Below are 18,414 nucleotides of genomic sequence, written 5' to 3'. Positions count from 1 at the left end.
TAGGCTGTTCGCAACAGTCGATCCAGTGGGAGAAGCGGTCATGCAGTCACAATACAGGGTGGTGGTGATCGGGGGCGGCGTCGTCGGCGCCTCGGTTCTTTATCATCTGACAAAGCTGGGATGGAAAGACGTGGCGCTTGTCGAGCGCTCGGTGCTGACAGCCGGTTCGAGTTGGCACGCGGCCGGTGGATTCCATGCCCTGAATGCCGATCCAAACATCGCCGCGCTGCAGTCCTACACGATCAACCTGTTGAAAGAGATCGGCACCGAATCCGGCGTCGACACCGGCATGCACATGACCGGGGGCATCTCGATCGCCGCCGATCCGGCGCGCTGGGAGTGGCTGCAGTCGGCCTACCGCACTTTCCAGACCATGGGCATCGAGGATGTGCGCCTGGTCGGCCCCGAGGAGATCAAGGAGGCTTGTCCCCTGGTTTCGACTGAGGGGCTCTTTGGCGGCCTCTATGCCGAGCGCGAGGGTTACATCGATCCCTCGGGCGTGGTGCACGCCTACGCCCGGGCCGCCCGCAAGCGCGGTGCCACGGTCATCGAGCACAACCGGGTTCTGGAACTCAACCAGCGCCCGGATCTGAGCTGGGACGTGGTGACCGAGCAGGGGACAATCCAGGCCGAGCATGTGGTAAACGCCGGCGGGCTCTGGGCCAAGCAGGTGGGCCGTATGGTGGGGCTCGAACTGCCGGTCAGTCCGCTGGAGCATCACTACCTCGTCACCGAGAACATCCCAGAGGTGGAGGCGCTCGACCGCGAGCTGCCGATGATCGTGGATCTCGAGGGCTTCACCTACATGCGCCAGGAGCAGAAGGGCATGCTGCTGGGCATCTACGAGCGCAACTACCAACACTGGAACATGGACGGCGCACCCTGGGACTATGGCATTGAGCTGATCCAGGAGAACATCGACCGGATTTCCGACGAACTGGCTACCGGCTTCAATCGCTACCCCTGCCTGGAGAATGTCGGGATCAAGCGCTGGGTGAACGGCGCCTTCACCTTCTCCCCGGACGGCAACCCGCTGGTGGGGCCGGTGCGGCGCGTGCCCAACTATTGGCTGGCCTGCGGCGTGATGGCCGGCTTCCTGCAAGGCGGCGGCGTCGGCAAGGCACTCGCCGAGTGGATGATCGAGGGCGAGCCGGAGGGCGACATCTTCGGCATGGACATCGCCCGCTACGGCGATTTCGCGTCCAACAAGGAGTATATCCGCCAGACCACGGGGCAGTTCTACTCCCGGCGCTTCGTGATGACCTACCCCAACGAGCAGCTGCCGGCGGGTCGGCCGCTGCGCAAGGCGCCTGCTTATGATGCCATGACCCACGAGGGGGCCCGCTGGGGCAGCACCTGGGGCCTTGAGGTGCCGATCTACTTCGCGCCTGAGGGCTTCGAAGAAAAGCCGACCCTGCGGCGGTCCAATGCCTTCGACCTGGTGAAGCGCGAGTGCGAGGCCGTGCGCAGTGGCGTCGGCCTGATCGATATCTCCGCCTTCTCCCGCTACGAGGTGAGCGGGCCTCATGCCGAGGCCTGGCTCCATCACCTTCTGGCCTGCCGCTTGCCGGCACCGGGCCGGACGCGTCTGGCGCCAATGCTTGGCCACGACGGGCGACTGAAAGGTGATCTCACGGTCTTCAATTGGGGCGACGGCCGTTGGTGGCTCCTCGGCTCCTATTACCTGCGTGAATGGCATATGCGCTGGTTCGAGCAGCATCTGCGCGAGGGTGTGAATGTGCAGGACATCTCCGACGCTGTGGTGGGGTTTGCACTCACTGGACCGGATGCCCGCAAGGTGCTGCAGCAGGTCACCCCCCAGGACGTCAGCCACGAGGCTTTCGGCTTCATGGCTTGTCGCCCGCTGGATGTGGGTCTCACCCGTGTGCAGGCCGCGCGCCTGTCCGTGACCGGGGAACTCGGCTACGAGTTGCACTGTCCGGCGGTTGAGCACATCTCCCTGCGCGAAACGCTGAAAGCGGCGGGAGAGGAGCACGGTCTTGTCGAGTTCGGTTTCCAGGCCCTGAATTCCCTGCGCCTGGAGAAGAGCTTCGGCATCTGGTCGCGGGAGTTCACGCAAGGCTACACCGCGGGCATGACCGGCATGGACCGCTGGATTGCCTTTGATAAGGGAGACTTCGTCGGCCGCGAGGCTGCCTTGGCCGAGAAGGAGCGCGGCGCCGAATCCTGCCTGGTCACGCTCGAAGTCGATGCTAGCTCGGCCGACGCATCCGGGTACGAGCCGGTTTGGCACGAGGGCCGCCGAGTGGGCTTCGTCACCTCTGGCGGCTACGGGCACAGCCTGGGCAAGAGCCTGGCCATGGCTTTGGTCGAGCCGGGTGTCAGCAGCCCCGGAACAGAGCTGAGCACCCACATCGTGGGCGAAGAGCGCCCGGCAAAGGTGATTGCGCCGTCGCCTTACGACCCCGACGGCCGCCGCATGCGCGGGTAGGGGCAAGAAAAGACTTCGGGCCTCTCACCGGCGTAGATGGGAGGCCCGATTGTCGTTTTGCCCTGGTGGCTGGCCGGTCAGCTGCGTCGAAGCAGGCGTTGAACCTCGGGCGGCAGGGCGAAGGCTGCCTGGTGAACCGATGGATTGTAATAGCGGGTCTTGCCGTCCAAGGGCGCAAAGCGTTCTTCCAGCGTTTCCAGAGGCACCCTCCGCAGGGCCGGTTCATCGCTGGCCCAGCCCAGAGTCATAGCGCCGCCGGTATAGGTCGGCACCACGGTCAGATAGAAGGTCGCGTCCGCAAAGAGCGCGGTTAACTTGCGGTAGCCATCAGTCAACTCATCGGGCTGCAGGCGCGGCACGCCGTGCTGTGTGACCAGGACACCGCCGGGCGTCAGGCAGCGTTTACAGTCGCGATAGAAGTCGCTCGTGAACAACACCGCCCCGGGGCCGATGGGATCGGTGGAGTCCACGACGATGACATCGAAGCGCTCCTCGGTCTCCGCCACATAGCGGCACCCGTCGGCAATCACAACTTCCGCCTTCGGGTTGCTAAAGGCACCATCCGAAAGCTCGGGCAGGTAGCGCTGAGAGAGTTCAATCACGGCCGGATCGATCTCCACCATCACCGCCCGCTCGATGGGGTGCTTGACCGCCTCGCGCAGGCTCCCACCGTCGCCGCCGCCGATGATCAGCACCCGCTTGGCCTGCCCGTGTGCGAGCAGGGGCGGGTGCAGGAGCATCTCGTGGTAGGCGTGGTTATCAGCCGTGGTGGTCTGCACGGCGCCGTCGAGAGCGAGCACCTTACCAAAGGTTTGGTTCTCGAAGATCACCAGATCCTGATACTCGGTCTTATCGCGGTAGAGCTCACGCTCTACCGCGAAATACTGACCGTAAGGACCATGCAGCGTTTCCAGATACTGCATCATTCGACGATACCGCGCTTATGTTCGCCGACGTTGACCCGCGCCGGACCGAAGGCCTCCCGGAACACCGCGATGGCCTTGTGCGGCTCGGCGGCGCCGCACATGAAGAGGTCGATGGCCGCGTAGCCGCACTCTGGCCAGGTGTGAATCGAGATGTGACTCTCGGCCAGCACCGCGACGCCGGAAACGCCACCATTGGGCGTGAAATGATGCAGATCTACGTTCAGCAGCGTGGCACCTGCCACCTCTGTCGCTCGTTTCAGAGTGTCCTCGACGTGCGCCAGGTCGTCGAGACGCATGGCATCCCAAAGATCGACGATCAGGTGCGTGCCGGCGAACCGCAGGCCGTCCTTCTCGACGAAGTGATCGAGCCGATCGTCGTTCGGTACAGTGGTGCCGTCGTGAGCCGCACCATTGGTATTCGCCGGCGTCGGGCCATTCCCAACGTCGGTGATGGGGTTTTCCTCTTTGGTTAGGGTGCCTGCCGTATGCAGGTCCAAGCCCATCCCCAATTCGGAAAGGGTCGTCGAATGCTTCATCGCATCCCCCTCCGGACCAGTAGATGAACCCAGCCAGCCGCTTGCTTTCGGGTGAGCGCCGGAAATGGCTTATTTGACAGCGCGTTTCAAGGATAGATTTGTCAGGTCTGGAAGAAAGAATTCGCGCCTTGTTCAGCCCTGGCGGTTGGCAAAGACGGTTCGCGCTGACACCAGGATTTCGCGCTTGCCCACGTGATTAGGGGGGCTCACCACGCCTTCCTGCTCCATGCGTTCCACCAGGCGGGCGGCCCGGTTATAGCCGATCTGGAGGTGGCGCTGCACGAAGCTCACAGACACCTTGTTCTCGCGCAGGATGAGGGCCAGAGCCTGGGTGTAGAGATCGCCTTCCTCTCCCTCGTCGCTGCCGGTCTCCTCGCCCGAGGCGCCGGGGGCGGGAATCACCTCCTCTTCCTCCTCCTCTTCCGTGACCGCGTAGACATAGTCCGGCTCGCCTTGGGCGCGCAGGTGGGCGACCACGTCTTCCACCTCCTGGTCGGAGACGAAGGGGCCATGCACGCGGCTGATGCGTCCGCCTGCGGCCATGAAGAGCATGTCTCCCTGGCCCAGAAGTTGCTCGGCGCCGGATTCTCCAAGGATCGTGCGGCTGTCGATCTTGCTGGTCACCATGAAGGAGATGCGGGTCGGGAAATTGGCCTTGATGGTGCCGGTGATAACGTCCACCGATGGCCGCTGCGTCGCCATGATGAGGTGGATGCCGGCCGCGCGTGCCATCTGGGCCAGGCGCTGAATGAGAGTCTCGATCTCCTTGCCGGCAACCAGCATGAGATCGGCCATCTCGTCGACCACGACGACGATGAAGGGCAGGTGCTGCAGCTCGACGATGCGGTCCTCGAAGACCGGCTCCTGCTTCTCGCGGTCGTAGCCGACCTGAACGCGGCGCGTCACCTTCTCCTGCCGCTCGGCCAGCTCGGCGACCTTGGCGTTGTAGCCCTCGATGTTACGCACACCGAGCAGCGACATGGCGCGGTAGCGGTTTTCCATCTCCCGCACCGTCCACTTGAGCGCCGCGACGGCTTTGTGCGGGTCGGTTACGACGGGCGTGAGCAGATGGGGGATGTGGTCGTAGACCGAGAGCTCCAACATCTTGGGGTCGACCAGGATGAGGCGCACCTGCTCCGGCGTCAGCCGGTAGAGCAGAGAAAGGATCATCGCGTTGATGCCGACCGACTTGCCGGAGCCGGTGGTGCCGGCGATCAGCAGGTGCGGCATGCGCGCCAGATCCACCACCACAGGCTCGCCACCGATGTTCTTACCCAGGGCCAACGGCAAGCGGGCCTTGGAATCGAGGTAGGCGTCGCTCTCGAAGACCTCGCTCAGGAACACTGTTTCACGCTGCTCGTTGGGCAGTTCAATGCCAATGACGCTGCGACCCGGCACCAGCGCGATGCGTGCCGTGACGGCTGCCATTGAACGCGCGATGTCGTCGGCCAGGTTGATCACCGTGGAAGACTTTGTGCCTGGTACCGGCTCCAGCTCGAACAACGTCACGCAGGGGCCTGGACGCACCTCCATGATCTCGCCACGCACCCGGAAGTTCTTCAGAACCGTCTCCAGTTTGCGCGTTTTCTCGGCAAGGTCGTTTTCGTCTGTTTCAATGACTTCTTCGGCGCTGGGGCTGCCGAGCAGCTTGGCTTCCGGCAGTTCAAAATGCTGAGGCTCGCCGCTGCCCGATTCTCCGGCGGTTACCCCCGGTGTCGCATCAGACGAAGGATCGGCCATTTGGGCAGAAGCCTGTGCTTCGCGCGCCTTTTCGGATGCTTCTGTCTTACCGGCCTCAGCCTGTGTCGTTTCGGCTTCGGCCACGCTCAAATCGCTGCTCGCGGTAGAGTCAGCCGCATCGCCGTCACGTTCGGCAAGCTGCACTTCGGACCACTCGATGCCGGCGATGAACCCATAGGCCACGGCGACCGCCACCGCTTCCTGGTCGCTGCCGGTGCCGTAGATGGCGGCTGCGGCGGAGGTGCCCGGTTCGGACTCCAGGCACCATTCCGCAGCTTCCGGTCCCCAGCGATGCAAGCGCAGGCGCAAGGGGCGATCGTTCATGGCGCACCAGAGATTGAACTCCTCGGCGCTTGCACCGGCGGTCGAGGAGTCGTCACGGGCGGTGCCGAAGAGGGAAACGGGCCGGCTGTCACTCATGATTCTAACCTGTACGCTGCGACCAGAAGTTTGACCACCTCGCCGTCCGGCGCGAAGAACGGTAACACGAGGCGTTCCCAGGTCTGCTCTTCTGCGCCGAAGGATGCTGTATAGGTGCGGCTGACTGGCAGGCGGTCTTCACGCACCTGCTCGTACTCTTTGCGCAGCAGGGCACGCTGTGGGTCCGGAAGCGCGTCGATGGATTGGCCGACCCGGTCGCCGTCGAAGGTCTCGGCGTAGCTCGGGCTGTAGTAGCCGTAGACGAAGTCCCCGTTCTCGATACGGATCAAGACCAGGTGGTCCAGCCAGGGGCGCAGGCTGGCGGGGTCGAGGTCGGTGGCCAGCGGGAACTCGCCATCCCCGCACAGCGCGATCCACTTACGGTACAATTCCTTGAGCGCCGGATGGCGCAGGATCAGGGCCAGGTTGCTGTTACTCATTGTCTCCCCACGTCGCTGCGCACAGGTGAATCACAATCCGGGAGTCCTGCCAAGACGTTTCCACTGTCTGGCACCTCCACTCAGGGCTGATCCGGCGCACTCAGGCCGGCCTGGAGTAGCAAATCGGTGATGCCATCGGCGGCTGCCTCGGCTATATGAACGGCCGCATCGCGCCAGGGGCCGACCAGGCTGTTCATGGGCACACGATTCTCCTGGGTCACCGTCCCGATCTCGCTGAAGTCTGCCGCGCGCTCCAGCCGCCAGCGGATCTCGACGTACTGCCAGGGACCGCGCGGTTCGCTGACGGCCACCTCGCACCAGAGCAGCAGGTCCTGCTCCTCCGGCAGGGCGGCCAGGGGCACGTCGCGTTCACCCAGCGCGCGCAGGATGGCGCGCTCCAGGCTCTCCGCCCCGTCGCCCGGAGCGCCCTCGATCGGCAGCAGCACCAGACGCTGGTTTGGCGCTGCATCCGACGAGCGTTCGAGACCGGGCATCGCGCCCAGGGCACGTGCAACGGAGGCAGCGCTGATCTCTGCGGCATCGGCAAGGCTGTCCTCGTCGCCACTTTCCCAGGCTCCGGCCGGCAGCAACAGCTGCGTTGGAGCAAGCGGTGTCTCGCGGCCATCCGGCGACAGGAGGCGCCAGGCCAGTTCCACGCGCTCGTTGCCGTCATTGGCGGCGCCCACGCTGGCGGTGCCCGTCATGCGCCTGATCTCCAAGGGCGGGGCGCCGCTCAGGCTGAACCAATCGGGCTCTGCTGCGATTCCCCGTTCGAGAAGATTCTCCGCAAAGTGCAAGGCGAAGCGCCGGGGATTGCCGGGTGCATCGCCTTCAGGGGCGCTCACCCTCAAGGGTGAGCGGGTCGAGGGCGCGCGCAGGTCGATGGAGACCTTATCGTCCTGGTGAAAGGGGCGCGGCACAGGGCCGCAAGCGGTCAGCGTTAAGGCTATCAGCACCAGACTGGCCAGTAGGGGGCTTTTCACGCCATGACGCAGGTGGCCAGCACGCCCAGAAAGAGTGCGAAGAGAAAGATGATCATGTAGGGCACGTGGCGTGGCCTCCCGGGTTTTGCTGTGCAGCATGACCAGCCCTTGATCGCTCAAAGACGAACCAGATCCAAGGGCATGCGCGACAGGGGCTCCGCACCGGAGTCTCCGATCATGCTGCTGCGGCCCAGGGTCATGGCGAGGCCCCGCTCGCTGTCGAAGATGATGATGTGCACGAAGAAGGTCATGCCGGGCCGCAACTCCACCGGGTTGGCGTGATAGAGCATCGGCCAGTCCATCCAGTTCGGCGCGAAGGTGGTGCCCTGGGAATAGCCGCAGGCGTTCATGCGGTGCTGCTTGTAGCCGGCGGTATCGAGCACGCGACTGTGTGCATCGAAAGATTCGCCGGCTGTGCGGCCCGGACGCAGCTCAGCCTCGACCGCCAGCAGGGCGTCCCGGGCGACGGCGTGCATCTCCACCTGTTGCGGCGGGACGTCGCCAATGATGAAGGTGTTCATGGCGGCTGCGTGGTAGTGGCGGTAGGTGCCGGCCCACTCCAAGGTCAGCTGATCGTTGGCGTCCAGGTGGCGCCGGCCACTGTGGTAACGGCAGAGCAGGGCCTGCTGGCCAGAGCCGATGACGAACTCGTTGGAGGGATCGTCGCCGCCGCGGCGAAAGATGGCGCTGTGCATGGCGGCCAGAATGTCGCCCTCGAAGGCGCCCGGACCGGCTTCGGCCACGGCGGCTTCATACGCGGCGTCCGTGAGCGCGCCGGCCTTGCGCGCGTACTCGATCTCGGCCGGGCTTTTCACCACGCGCAGCCGGCTGATGAGGAAGGAGGCGTCCTCCAGGGCGGCAAAATCGGAAAGGATGGCATCGAGCCGCTTCGCGTTGCGGCCGTTGAGCCCATAGCTCTCGTACTCCACACCGAGGCGCTTTGCCTGCATGCCCTTTTCTTCGAGAATCGCGCGCAGGTCGCGTGTCGGCTCCGCATCAGGCAGGTCGACCCAAATGCGAATGTCTGGGATGCAGGAGGTCTGTTGTGCCTGGCGCAGGTCGGGCGCGCGGGTCAGCAGCACCAGTTCGCCATCGGTGCGCAGGAAGAGGCACTGGAACCAGACGTAGCCGAATGTGTCGTAGCCGGTGAGCCAGTACATCGATTCCTGGCGAAAGATCAGCAGGCCATCCAGCCCTTCGTCAGCCATGGCCGCGCAGCAGCGACGCCGACGCTCGGCAAACTCCTCGGTGCTGAAGTGTAAAGGCATGCTGCAGGGTCCTCGATGTTGGCTGGGTGGTTGGATCAGGCGGTCAGCGCGATGGCCGATAGCTGGCGGCCGTAATCCGGCTCGCCACGCTGGCAGGCGCGGCGATAGCTGAAAAAGCGCTCTTCCTCGCTGCAGGTATCGCAGGGCAGGGGCTGTACCTGGCGCAAGCCGGCGCGGTGGAGGCGGCGGGCAACGTAGCCCTTGAGATCGAAATGCAGCCGGTCGCCGGCCCCGGGGCGAAAGAGATCGCGGTTCTCCTCCCCCTGAGCCAGGAAGGGTGCGGGAAAATCCGGGCCGACCTCGTAGGAGCGCTGCGCGATGCAGGGGCCGATGCCGGCGATGATGGCGTCACGGCGGGCGCCGAGGGCTTCCATGGCGTCGACCGTCGCTTCCAGAACGCCGCCCAGCGCGCCTTTCCAGCCGGCGTGCGCCGCGCCGATCACTCCGGTCCGGGCATCGGCAAGCAGTACGGGCGCGCAGTCGGCGGTGAGGATGCCCAGCGCCAGTCCGGGGGTGGCGGTCACCAGGCCGTCCGCTTTTGGCCGATCTGTTGCGCCCCAGGATTCGGCCACCGTCACCACGTCGGGCGAATGCACCTGATAGCAGGTGAGCAGACGGTCCGCTTCCAGGCCGAGTCCCGCAGCGGCGCGCCGGCGGTTCTCCGCCACATCATCGGGATTGTCTTTGCTGCCGGGCCCGCAGTTGAGGGAGGCATAGATTCCCTGACTCACTCCACCTTCCCGGGTGAAGAAGGCGTGGCGTAGGCCGGCGACGGCGTTGAAGGGTCCAATGGTCAGCATGGCAGAAAACCTAGCGCGCTAGCGCCTTGCGGCATAGAGCCGCTTCGGGTGGGGATCATGCCTGCATCTCCTGCGGCTGGGGAAACCCGGCCGGGACGGGCGCCGCTCTCGGCGTGAAGGCCAAGGCCTTGAAGAGCGAACCCATCTGCGCTGAAGAGGTCAGGCGCTCCAGCGCCGCCAGCAGATTGCGCCGCTGCGCTGCGGTGGCTTGGGCGGCGAGAGCTTCGCTGCGTTCACAGATGCCCAGGGCGCGCAGGAAGGTGCCTTGCTCGACAGGGCCGTGGACCTCCGCCCCGGCAGCGGCTGCGGCCTGAGCGAGCGCCTGGAAATCCACATGTGCGGTGATGTCGGCATCTCCCGGATGGGCGAGGGGATCGTCCGGGCTGTGGTGGCGCAGCGCCTGCAGGCTGTCGCCGGCCGACCCGCCGGTGTAGCCGTAGTCGACGATCAGCGCGGCCCCGCCATGGGTGCTCACCCGGCGCGCCAGGTCCGCAACGATGGTCCGGGCCGCCGGGCAGATTTCGCGGATCGCCCCTTCCGGTGCCTCCTGCGGTAGTTCGGGCATGGCAGGCAGGGACGCGCCCAGGCCCCAGGAGAGCGATTGGCCATCGGGGCTGAGCCCGATGCGCCGTTCCGCCCAGCCGACAGCCGTTCGCTGAAACTGGCGGATGGGCAAGGCATCGAAGAACTCGTTGGCGATCAGCAGCAGCGGCCCTTCCGGCAAAGCGGAGAGCGTGTCGTGCCAAGTCACCTGCGTGGGGGAAAGACTACGCGCTTGTGCCTCCCGCAGCGTCGGGCTGTTCTCGATCAGGTGCAGGTCGATGGCCGCGCGAAAGGCGGGCAGGAGGGCAGCGGCGCGTAGCGCATCGGCCATTAACGTCCCGCGACCCGGCCCCAGCTCCACCAGCATGATTCGGGAGGGCTCGCCCATCGCCTGCCAACGCTCGGCGCACCAAAGACCCAGCAGCTCACCGAAGACCTGGCTGATCTCCGGCGCGGTGGTGAAATCGCCGGCGGCGCCGAAGGGATCACGCGTGGCGTAGTAGCCCACCTGCGGGTGGGTGAGCGCGAGCGTCATGTAGTTGGCTAGGCTCATGGGCCCTTCGGCACGGATGTGACGCGCAATCATCTCGAAGGTCGCAGACTCGCTCACGTCTGCCTCAAGCCTCGGCGCGGCGTCGCGCATAGATCAGCAGCGCCACACCTGCCAGCACCATCGGCACCGACAGCCACTGGCCCATGGTGGTGCCGGCAAGCAGGAAGCCGATGTGAGCGTCGGGCTCGCGGAAGAACTCGCCGATGATCCGGGCCGTGCCGTAGCCGATCAGGAACATCCCTGACAGCAAGCCGAAGCGACGTTGTGCGCCGAGTAGCACCGCGGCCAGGAGCAGCAGGAAGAGCAGCAATCCCTCCAGTCCGGCCTGGTAGAGTTGGCTCGGATGTCGGGGCTCGGAGCCGGCGTAGGGAAAGATCACGCCCCAGGGGACGTCGGTCACGCGCCCGTAGAGTTCGCCATTGATGAAGTTCGCAATGCGTCCGAGGAACAGGCCAATGGGTGCGGCGCAGGCCACGATATCGCTGAGCGCCAGCAGGGGGATGCCACGCGAACGCGCGAAGAGCACAATCGCAACCACGACACCCAGGAAGCCCCCGTGGAACGCCATGCCACCTTGCCAGACGTAGAGCGCCTCGATCGGGTGGGCTGCGTAGTAATCGAAATTGTAGAAGAGCACATAGCCCAGCCGCCCGCCGAGGACCACACCGAGGGTCGCCCAGAGCAGGAAGTCGTCAAAATCCTGGCGCGAGATCCTGGCCGGCGTGCTGTCGGTCAACTTGCGGCAGTAGAGCCAGGCCGTGACCAAACCGACCACATAGGCCAGGGCGTACCAGCGGATTGCCAGTGGGCCCAGCTCGATGGCGACAGGATCGAACTGGGGGAAGGTCAGCGCGGCCAGGGTCGGGAGATCGAACATTGCAGGCTCCGCCAGTGTGCCGGCGCGTTATAGAACCTCCCTGCTTGCGGTTAAAGGCCGTGCCGGCCTAGTTTGCGGCAACGACGCCAGTCGTGCCCCAGGTTTGAGAGGTCCATCATGCAAACGCGCAATCCCATTTTCGACGATTTCGCCCGAGTCTTTTCCGGCGCCGTTGGGGCCGCCAGTGGCGTGCGCGGTGAGGTCGAGGCCCGGGTGCGCGCGCAGCTGGAACGTATCCTGGCCGACATGGATCTGGTGCCGCGCGAGGAGTTCGAAGCGGTGCAGGCCATGGCAGCGAAAGCGCGCGAAGAGCAGGAGGTCATAGCCGATCGTCTGGCTGCGCTGGAGGCTCGCCTGGACGCGCTGGAAGGCGAAGCCGTTTCGAAGCCCAAGGCTCATTCCGCCTCCAAGGACCAACCCCCGCCCAGCGAGGCCTAGGTTTTCCAACAGCTCAGTCTATCAGATTGCCTCTGCCCCTGCAGACCAACAGAAGCGTTGCACTGAGGAATCCAATTTGGCACGCTACATCTGGTAGCGCCTACAGGGCTGTGCCTCGATATTTCGCGTCTGAGCGGAACCTTCGAGGACTGCACGTGCCAACATTCGCCGCATCACGCGGCACTTCGGGAGGCTGACATGAGTCTTCTCGCTGGGGATGCCCCCCTTTCCAACAATCCCTTGGACCTCTTTGAGGAATTGGCTGCCGCCAATGACCTGATCCACGATCGTTCGAGCGACTGCGAGTTGGTGGTGCAACTGACCGGCAGGTGGGGTGACTATCCCATCTGCGCGGTCTGGCAGGCCGAGCTGGGCGCCATGTACCTCTCCTGCCAGATCGACAGCAAGGTGCCGGCGGCGCGCCGCCGTGCCGTCTACGAACTGCTCGGCTTGATGAATGAGCGGCTCTGGCTGGGGCACTTCGACTACGGCGAGGAGGAGGAACTGGTGATGTTCCGCCACACCATTCCCCTGCGCGGGACGCCGGGAGCGAGCGTGGAGCAGATCGAGGATCTGGTGGATACCGCGCTCGAGGAGTGCGAGCGGCTTTATCCGGCATTGCAGATGGTGATATGGGGCGGCCAGAGCGTGCGAGACGCGCTGAACGCTGCACTGATGGAAACGGTGGGAGAGGCTTGAAGGTATGATTTCTCTTGATGGAGAGCTGTTGCTGCTCGGCTGCGGCAAGATGGGCGGTGCGCTCCTGGCGGGCTGGCTCGAGCAGGGCGTGGCGCCGACACAGGTGCATGTGATCGAACCGAGCGCCGAGGCCGTGGCCGATTTTGTGGCCCGCGGAGTGACGCACCACAAGGATGCCAGCAGTCTGCCCGCCGACCTGCGGCCGGCAGTGGTTCTCCTGGCTGTGAAGCCGCAGATGATGGAAGAGGCGCTGCCGGCAGTGGCCACGTTGGCGTCTCCGCACACCCTTTATATCTCGGTTGCTGCGGGCAAGACCATCGACTGGTTCCGCAGCAAGCTGGGTCAGGAAGCCCGGATCGTGCGCGCCATGCCCAACACGCCAGCTGCTGTGGGCCGCGGCATGACGGTTCTGGTGGCAGGAGTGGGCGTGGATGAGCGCCAGGCACAGGCCGCAGCCGATCTGCTTTCCGCGGTCGGGGAGGTGGCCTGGGCGGAAGAGGAAGGCCAGCTCGATGCTGTCACAGCCCTGTCCGGTGGCGGGCCGGCATATGTGTTCCTGCTGATCGAGTGCCTTGCCAAGGCCGGCGAGGATGCGGGCCTGCCGCGGGAGCTTGCCCGCCGGCTGGCCCGGGTGACCGTCGCCGGTGCCGGAGAACTAGTGCATCGCTCGAGCGATGAGCCGGAAACCCTGCGTCAGAACGTGACCAGCCCCGCCGGCACCACGCTGGAAGCCTTGAATGTCCTGATGGCCGAGGATGGTCTGCAGCCCCTGATGACTCGCGCCATTGCGGCGGCGGCGCGGCGCAGCCGCGAACTGGCGTCGTGAGCGAGGCCGGCAGCGATCCGGCGAGCGACCTGCAGCCTGCTGCCCGCCGGGTCCAAGAGGCGCTGGCAGCCAAGGGGCTGTCCCTGGAGGTCAGCACCTTTCCCGCCGGCACGCGCACGGCCCAGGATGCGGCCGCCGCCATCGGCTGCGAGGTGGCACAGATTGCCAAGTCGCTGATCTTCCGCGCACGCAGCAGTAACCGCCCGGTCCTGGCGGTGGTCAGCGGCGCCAATCAGGCGGATGAGAGCCGTCTCGCCGCTTTGCTGGGGGAGGAAATCGGCCGCGCCAATGCGGCCTTTGTGCGTGAGCGCACCGGCTTCGCCATCGGTGGCGTGCCGCCGATTGCCCATGTGGAACCCCCGGTGACCTTTCTCGATTCTGATCTACAAACCTTCGAAGAAATCTGGGCTGCGGCAGGAACGCCGAACACGGTGTTCCGTCTGACCCCGGACGAGCTGGCGGCGATGACCGAGGCGCCATTTGTCGAGCTGCGTCGCGGGTGACTTCGACCGACAGGGCGTTGGATTCGGGCGCTGGCGACCCCACTTCCTTGGGGGTAACACTTGGGATACGAGGAGGCTAGCATGGCCGCGAGACGCCCGCAGAAGAGCAATCGAGACAAGATCATCGACGCGACGCTGCAACTGGCGGCCGAACGGCCCTGGTCCGAGGTGCGGCTTCCCGATATCGCGGCAGCGTCGGAACTGCCGCTGCGCCAGATCTATGAGGAGTTCGGCAGCCGCAGTGAGATCCTGGCCGCCTTTTCCCGCCGCCTTGATGCCGAGGTGCTGGGCGAGGAGGAGATGAACGCCGAGATCGTCGACGAATCGCCCCGCGATCGTCTCTTCGAGGTGCTCATGCGCCGTTTCGAGGCCATGCAGCCCCATCGTGCCGCGTTGAGTTCCATCCTGGCCTGTTACAGCTGCCAGCCGACAGACAGTCTCTCGGCACTGCCGCAGTTGGGGCGCTCCATGGCCTGGATGCTGACCGCCGCCGGGATCTCCGCCGAGGGCTGGCGAGGCATTTTGCGCATCAAGGGCGTCTCGGCCATCTGGCTGGCAACGCTGCGGGTGTGGCTGAAGGATGACAGCGAGGACATGGCGAAGACCATGGCAGCCCTGGATCGCAATCTACGCCGAGCAGAGGATTTGATTTCGCGCCTGCCGCGCCGTCGCCGTCGTGCCTATGCGGAGGATGCAGGCGCGGGCGCCGAGGCATCTGCGGACCCCGGCCCAGAGGCACCTGGGCCAGAGGCACCCTCCGGCGCTCCTGCTTGACCGCGCGCTTTTTCAGTAAAGAGGCATTCAGCCCACCGCCTGACTGCACTATGATGCCGCTCCTTTTCTGAGTAGCCGGGGGCGAGACATGGCGCAGGCGGTTCAGCCGGTGATCGGCATCATCGGCGGCAGCGGGCTGTATGATATCGACGGCTTGAGCGGCAAGCGATGGGAGAAGGTCGAATCTCCCTTTGGCGAGCCGTCCGATGCTTTGCTGTTCGGTGACCTGGACGGGCAGCCCCTCGTGTTCCTTCCGCGGCACGGCCGGGGCCACCGCCTCTCCCCCACTCACGTCAACTATCGCGCCAACATCGACGCCCTGAAGCGGGCCGGGGTGACGGATATTCTTTCGGTCAGTGCGGTGGGATCGCTGAAGGAGAACCTGCCGCCGGGCAAGTTTGTGCTTGTGGACCAGTTCATCGACCGCACCTTCGCGCGGGAGAAGACCTTTTTTGGCGCGGGTGTGGTTGGCCACGTCTCCATGGCCCACCCGGTCTGCGGCCGGCTGCTGGATCGTCTCGCCGAGGCTGCCGGGCAACAGAAAATCGATCACCAACGCGGCGGAACCTATCTGGCGATGGAGGGACCACAGTTCTCCACGAAGGCCGAATCCAAGCTTTATCGCTCCTGGGGCTGCGATGTAATCGGAATGACCAACATGCCCGAGGCCAAGCTCGCGCGTGAGGCGGAGATTTGCTACGCCTCCATTTCCATGGTCACTGACTACGACTGCTGGCACCCCGACCATGACCATGTGACGGTGGAGCAGGTGGTTCAGGTGCTCATGAACAATGCCGAGAAGGCGCGGGGCCTGATCAAGGCGCTGGTGCCTCTCCTGGCAGAGCGGCATATGCCCTGCGAGCAGGGCTGCGACAGGGTATTGGACACGGCCTTGATCACCCATCCCGAAGCACGGGATGCGGCTCACATTGAACGCCTGGATGCGGTTGCGGGGCGCGTACTGAAGGACTCGAAAGCATGAAGCCGGTAATCACCGCCTTCGATCACGTCCTGGTGGGGGTGGCCGACCTGGAGGTAGGGCGAGCCAACTGGGAAAGGCTGGGCTTCACCGTCTGCCCGCGTGGACGCCATATCGGCTGGGGCACTGCCAACTACTGCCTGATGTTCCAGAATGATTATATTGAGCTGTTGGGCATCGTGGACCCCTCGCAGTTCACCAACAATCTCGACCGTTTTCTGGAAGAGCGAGGCGAGGGCCTGCTGGCCGGCGCTTATCGCAGCAGCGATATCGACGGCGACGTGGCAGAACTCCGCCGCCGGGGGCTCACCGTGGATGGGCCCAAGGACCTGGCGCGGATCATCGAGCATCCCGATGGCGAACTGCGACCTCGCTTTCGCTTGATGCATTTCGATCCCGCCTCGCGCCCTGGCTTTCTTGCCTTCGCGTGCCAGCACCTGACGCCGGAGATGGTGTGGCAGGCGCCTTGGCTGGAGCACGCCAATGGCGCCCGGGCGATCACAGGATTTCTGGCGGTGACCGAGGATCTCGAAGCCGCCGAGCGGGCCGGCGTGGCCTGGTTCGGGGAGGAGCAGGTCCAGCGCGCGGCAGACAGCCTGACGATGCGGTCGGGCGAGCTAACTCTGGCTCTGGTGACGCCCGCTGCGGCAGCGAGCCGCTATGGCGAACGCCTGCCTGCCGGGTTCGTGAGCGGACCGCTCGGCTTCACCGTGGCAGTGGCGGATCTCGCAGGGTGCCGTGAGCTGCTTCAGTCCCGTGGCGTGGACTTCGAAGCCGAGGATAGCGGGCTGTATCTGCCCGCGGACGAGGCGAACGGCGTGCTCCTGAGCTTCGTGGAATAGCAGGGGCCGGGAGGGCTGGGCCCGTAGCCTTACTGCTTTTCTGTCAGCCAGTCCGCCGCCCGCTCTGCCGCTGTGTCATCCGGGTCGAAGCCGAGGGCAGCAAAGGCGGTCTGGAAGTGGGGCGGCAGCGGTGCCTGCACGCGCAGGGTCATGCCATCCTCCGGGTGCGGCAGCACAATCTCCCGCGCAAATAGGAAGAGCTGCTTCGGCAGTTCGGGCTGGGTTAGGAAGGCTTTGCGCCTGCCATATTTGCCGTCGCCCAGGATCGGGTGGCCCATGGCCTCGCAATGCGCACGCAGCTGGTGTGTGCGGCCGGTCAGTGGGCGTAGGGCAAGCCAGGCGGCCGACTGGCCTCGCTTGGCCACGGTGGACCAGCGCGTGGTGGCGGGTTTGGCATCCGGCGCTTCGCTGGACATCTTCTCGCCCTTCGGGCCCGGCAGCTTGCCCAGAGGCAGGTTGAGCATGCCCCGCGGCTTCTCGGGAAGGCCCGCGACCAGAGCCCAATAGATCTTACAGGGGGCATCGCTCTTGAAAGCGGCGCCAAGCCGCCGGGCGGCTTCCGTCGTGCGCGCCAGGAGCAGGACGCCCGCCGTGTCGCGATCCAGGCGGTGGACGAGACGAGGGCGCTCCTTGCCATCGAAGATGAGGGCATCCAACAAACCGTCGAGATGGTGCGGAGTGTTGCTGCCGCCCTGAACGGCCAAGCCGGCGGGCTTGTCGATCGCGATCACCCAGTCGTCGCGGTAGAGCACACGCGCGCGCAGCGCCTCGGCTTCCTGGTCGGACGGCCGGGCACGGGTAGGCGAGCGGACGGGTGCCCCGGCGCTTTCGCCCAAGGGCGGGATGCGGATCTCCTGGCCGGCGGTCAGGCGAAGATTTCCCTTCGCGCGTTTGCCGTCGACGCGTACCTGGCCGGTGCGCAGCAGCTTCTCCAGGCGGCCGTGAGTGACCTGCGGATAGCTCTTGCGAAACCAGCGATCCAGGCGCTGATCAGCTTCTTCGGGCGTGATGACGCGAGTCTCGATCATGTGCGCCCTCTAGCTGCAGCCAGGTTGCCCGGTGGCAAGCAAATCAGGCTGCGTTAGGCCGGCGGTTGCCACTCAACCACTCGAGCACCGAATCTGCGCTCATCTGATAGACGCCGAGACGGCCAAGTTCGCGCAGGCCCTCTTCACTTGCATCACAGAGCGCGTCGGCGCCGACAATCACGCGAAAATCCCGGGCGCCGGCGTCATAGATCGTCGCGCGTCCGCCGGTGGGGAAATTGAAGCCACAGACGACGAGCGTGGTGATCCCCATGTCGTTCAGCCGCTCCTCCAGCTCGGTGCGGAAGAATGCGCTCCAGCGGGACTTGTAGAACACGAACTCATTGTGGCGCAGCTTCTGGAACTCTCCATCAAGCAGCGCATCCGCCTCCAGCCTGATCTCGGGATCAGGCTTGGCGGCCTCGATCAGTTCAGCGCCGGAGGTGCCGGGCATCAGGACGCGCAGTCCCTCCTCGACAGCCGAACGCCGGCACAGATCCACGTTCGAGCCATCCGGCCGATAAAGCCGCACCGCGTGAAAGACTGGCCGATCGTGGCTGCGAAAAGCATTCACGATTTTCAGGATCTGGGGAAGGGTTCCGGACACGCCGGACGCCTGGACCGGCGACCCCTGGCAGGCGAAATCGCGCTGCAGGTCGACGGTAAGCAGAGCCACAGCGTGGCGATCGGGTATGTTGTGTTCGGCCATCTGTGGCGGCAGTTCCCTCGACCGTTGCAGGAGCCTCGCCGGTAGGCAAGACCCTCACTCCATAACGCGGGAGCCTAAGCC

19 protein-coding genes are annotated in these 18,414 nt (G+C 65.2%); 8 read left to right on the top strand and 11 right to left on the bottom strand.

Features of this window, described 5'->3' with window-relative positions; genetic code table 11:
• Nucleotides 1–40 precede the first annotated feature (40 nt).
• Nucleotides 41–2,452: a GcvT family protein gene (locus P2G67_RS03515; RefSeq protein ID WP_275820077.1), complete on the top strand. Its 2,412-nt coding sequence runs from the start codon at nt 41–43 to the stop codon at nt 2,450–2,452.
• Between the two features lie 77 nt (nt 2,453–2,529).
• On the opposite strand, the gene speE is transcribed toward P2G67_RS03515, so the two are convergent.
• From speE to lgt, 9 genes are all read right to left on the bottom strand, one after another.
• Nucleotides 2,530–3,378, bottom strand: a complete 849-nt coding sequence (speE, locus tag P2G67_RS03510) for a polyamine aminopropyltransferase (RefSeq protein WP_275820075.1) — start codon at nt 3,376–3,378, stop codon at nt 2,530–2,532.
• The gene (gene speD / locus P2G67_RS03505; RefSeq protein WP_275820073.1) at nt 3,375–3,914 is read right to left on the bottom strand and encodes an adenosylmethionine decarboxylase; all 540 of its coding nucleotides are present in this window, start codon (nt 3,912–3,914) and stop codon (nt 3,375–3,377) included. The genes speE and speD overlap by 4 nt, the downstream gene beginning before the upstream one ends.
• Before the next feature lie 132 nt (nt 3,915–4,046).
• Complete coding sequence (locus tag P2G67_RS03500) at nt 4,047–6,074, bottom strand: DNA translocase FtsK (RefSeq protein ID WP_275820071.1); 2,028 nt, start codon at nt 6,072–6,074, stop codon at nt 4,047–4,049.
• On the bottom strand, nt 6,071–6,514 hold the full coding sequence (locus tag P2G67_RS03495; protein WP_275820069.1) for a PAS domain-containing protein: 444 nt from the start codon (nt 6,512–6,514) through the stop codon (nt 6,071–6,073). Before P2G67_RS03495 ends, P2G67_RS03500 begins: the two co-directional genes overlap by 4 nt.
• 80 nt (nt 6,515–6,594) lie before the next feature.
• A complete protein-coding gene (locus P2G67_RS03490) occupies nt 6,595–7,497 on the bottom strand; it encodes a hypothetical protein (RefSeq protein WP_275820067.1) in 903 nt (300 codons plus the stop codon).
• A 116-nt stretch (nt 7,498–7,613) separates the two neighbouring features.
• Nucleotides 7,614–8,765, bottom strand: a complete 1,152-nt coding sequence (locus tag P2G67_RS03485) for a M24 family metallopeptidase (RefSeq protein ID WP_275820065.1) — start codon at nt 8,763–8,765, stop codon at nt 7,614–7,616.
• Between the two features lie 35 nt (nt 8,766–8,800).
• Nucleotides 8,801–9,565 (bottom strand): peptidoglycan editing factor PgeF, encoded by a 765-nt coding sequence (gene pgeF, locus P2G67_RS03480; protein WP_275820063.1) that lies wholly within the window; start codon nt 9,563–9,565, stop codon nt 8,801–8,803.
• A gap of 55 nt (nt 9,566–9,620) precedes the next feature.
• On the bottom strand, nt 9,621–10,718 hold the full coding sequence (locus P2G67_RS03475) for a class I SAM-dependent methyltransferase (RefSeq protein ID WP_275820061.1): 1,098 nt from the start codon (nt 10,716–10,718) through the stop codon (nt 9,621–9,623).
• Between the two features lie 7 nt (nt 10,719–10,725).
• Nucleotides 10,726–11,538, bottom strand: coding sequence for a prolipoprotein diacylglyceryl transferase (lgt, locus tag P2G67_RS03470; protein WP_275820059.1), 813 nt, complete (start codon nt 11,536–11,538; stop codon nt 10,726–10,728).
• A 117-nt stretch (nt 11,539–11,655) separates the two neighbouring features.
• On the opposite strand from lgt, the gene P2G67_RS03465 reads away from it, so the two are divergent.
• The 7 genes from P2G67_RS03465 (at nt 11,656) to P2G67_RS03435 (ending at nt 16,599) form a co-directional block, all read left to right on the top strand.
• Complete coding sequence (locus P2G67_RS03465; RefSeq protein ID WP_322099631.1) at nt 11,656–11,976, top strand: accessory factor UbiK family protein; 321 nt, start codon at nt 11,656–11,658, stop codon at nt 11,974–11,976.
• Between the two features lie 198 nt (nt 11,977–12,174).
• On the top strand, nt 12,175–12,675 hold the full coding sequence (locus P2G67_RS03460; protein ID WP_275820057.1) for a type III secretion system chaperone family protein: 501 nt from the start codon (nt 12,175–12,177) through the stop codon (nt 12,673–12,675).
• 4 nt (nt 12,676–12,679) lie between these two features.
• Nucleotides 12,680–13,501 carry a pyrroline-5-carboxylate reductase gene (gene proC, locus P2G67_RS03455; protein WP_275820055.1) on the top strand — a complete coding sequence of 274 codons (822 nt, stop codon included), beginning with the start codon at nt 12,680–12,682 and terminating at the stop codon, nt 13,499–13,501.
• Nucleotides 13,498–14,004, top strand: coding sequence for a YbaK/EbsC family protein (locus P2G67_RS03450; RefSeq protein ID WP_275820053.1), 507 nt, complete (start codon nt 13,498–13,500; stop codon nt 14,002–14,004). The genes proC and P2G67_RS03450 overlap by 4 nt, the downstream gene beginning before the upstream one ends.
• An 81-nt stretch (nt 14,005–14,085) precedes the next feature.
• Nucleotides 14,086–14,778 carry a TetR/AcrR family transcriptional regulator gene (locus P2G67_RS03445; protein ID WP_275820051.1) on the top strand — a complete coding sequence of 231 codons (693 nt, stop codon included), beginning with the start codon at nt 14,086–14,088 and terminating at the stop codon, nt 14,776–14,778.
• A gap of 88 nt (nt 14,779–14,866) precedes the next feature.
• Complete coding sequence (locus P2G67_RS03440; protein WP_275820049.1) at nt 14,867–15,760, top strand: S-methyl-5'-thioadenosine phosphorylase; 894 nt, start codon at nt 14,867–14,869, stop codon at nt 15,758–15,760.
• On the top strand, nt 15,757–16,599 hold the full coding sequence (locus P2G67_RS03435; RefSeq protein WP_275820047.1) for a VOC family protein: 843 nt from the start codon (nt 15,757–15,759) through the stop codon (nt 16,597–16,599). Before P2G67_RS03440 ends, P2G67_RS03435 begins: the two co-directional genes overlap by 4 nt.
• A gap of 29 nt (nt 16,600–16,628) precedes the next feature.
• Here the strand turns inward: P2G67_RS03435 and P2G67_RS03430 are convergent, their stop codons facing one another.
• Both P2G67_RS03430 and P2G67_RS03425 read right to left on the bottom strand, forming a co-directional pair.
• Complete coding sequence (locus tag P2G67_RS03430; RefSeq protein WP_275820046.1) at nt 16,629–17,627, bottom strand: RluA family pseudouridine synthase; 999 nt, start codon at nt 17,625–17,627, stop codon at nt 16,629–16,631.
• Between the two features lie 43 nt (nt 17,628–17,670).
• Nucleotides 17,671–18,333, bottom strand: a complete 663-nt coding sequence (locus P2G67_RS03425; protein WP_275820043.1) for a cysteine hydrolase family protein — start codon at nt 18,331–18,333, stop codon at nt 17,671–17,673.
• Nucleotides 18,334–18,414: the final 81 nt, after the last annotated feature.

This window comes from Aquibaculum arenosum (genome assembly GCF_029222965.1).
Taxonomy (GTDB): domain Bacteria; phylum Pseudomonadota; class Alphaproteobacteria; order Kiloniellales; family DSM-21159; genus Aquibaculum; species Aquibaculum arenosum.
This window is presented reverse-complemented; position numbering and strand designations above follow the sequence as displayed.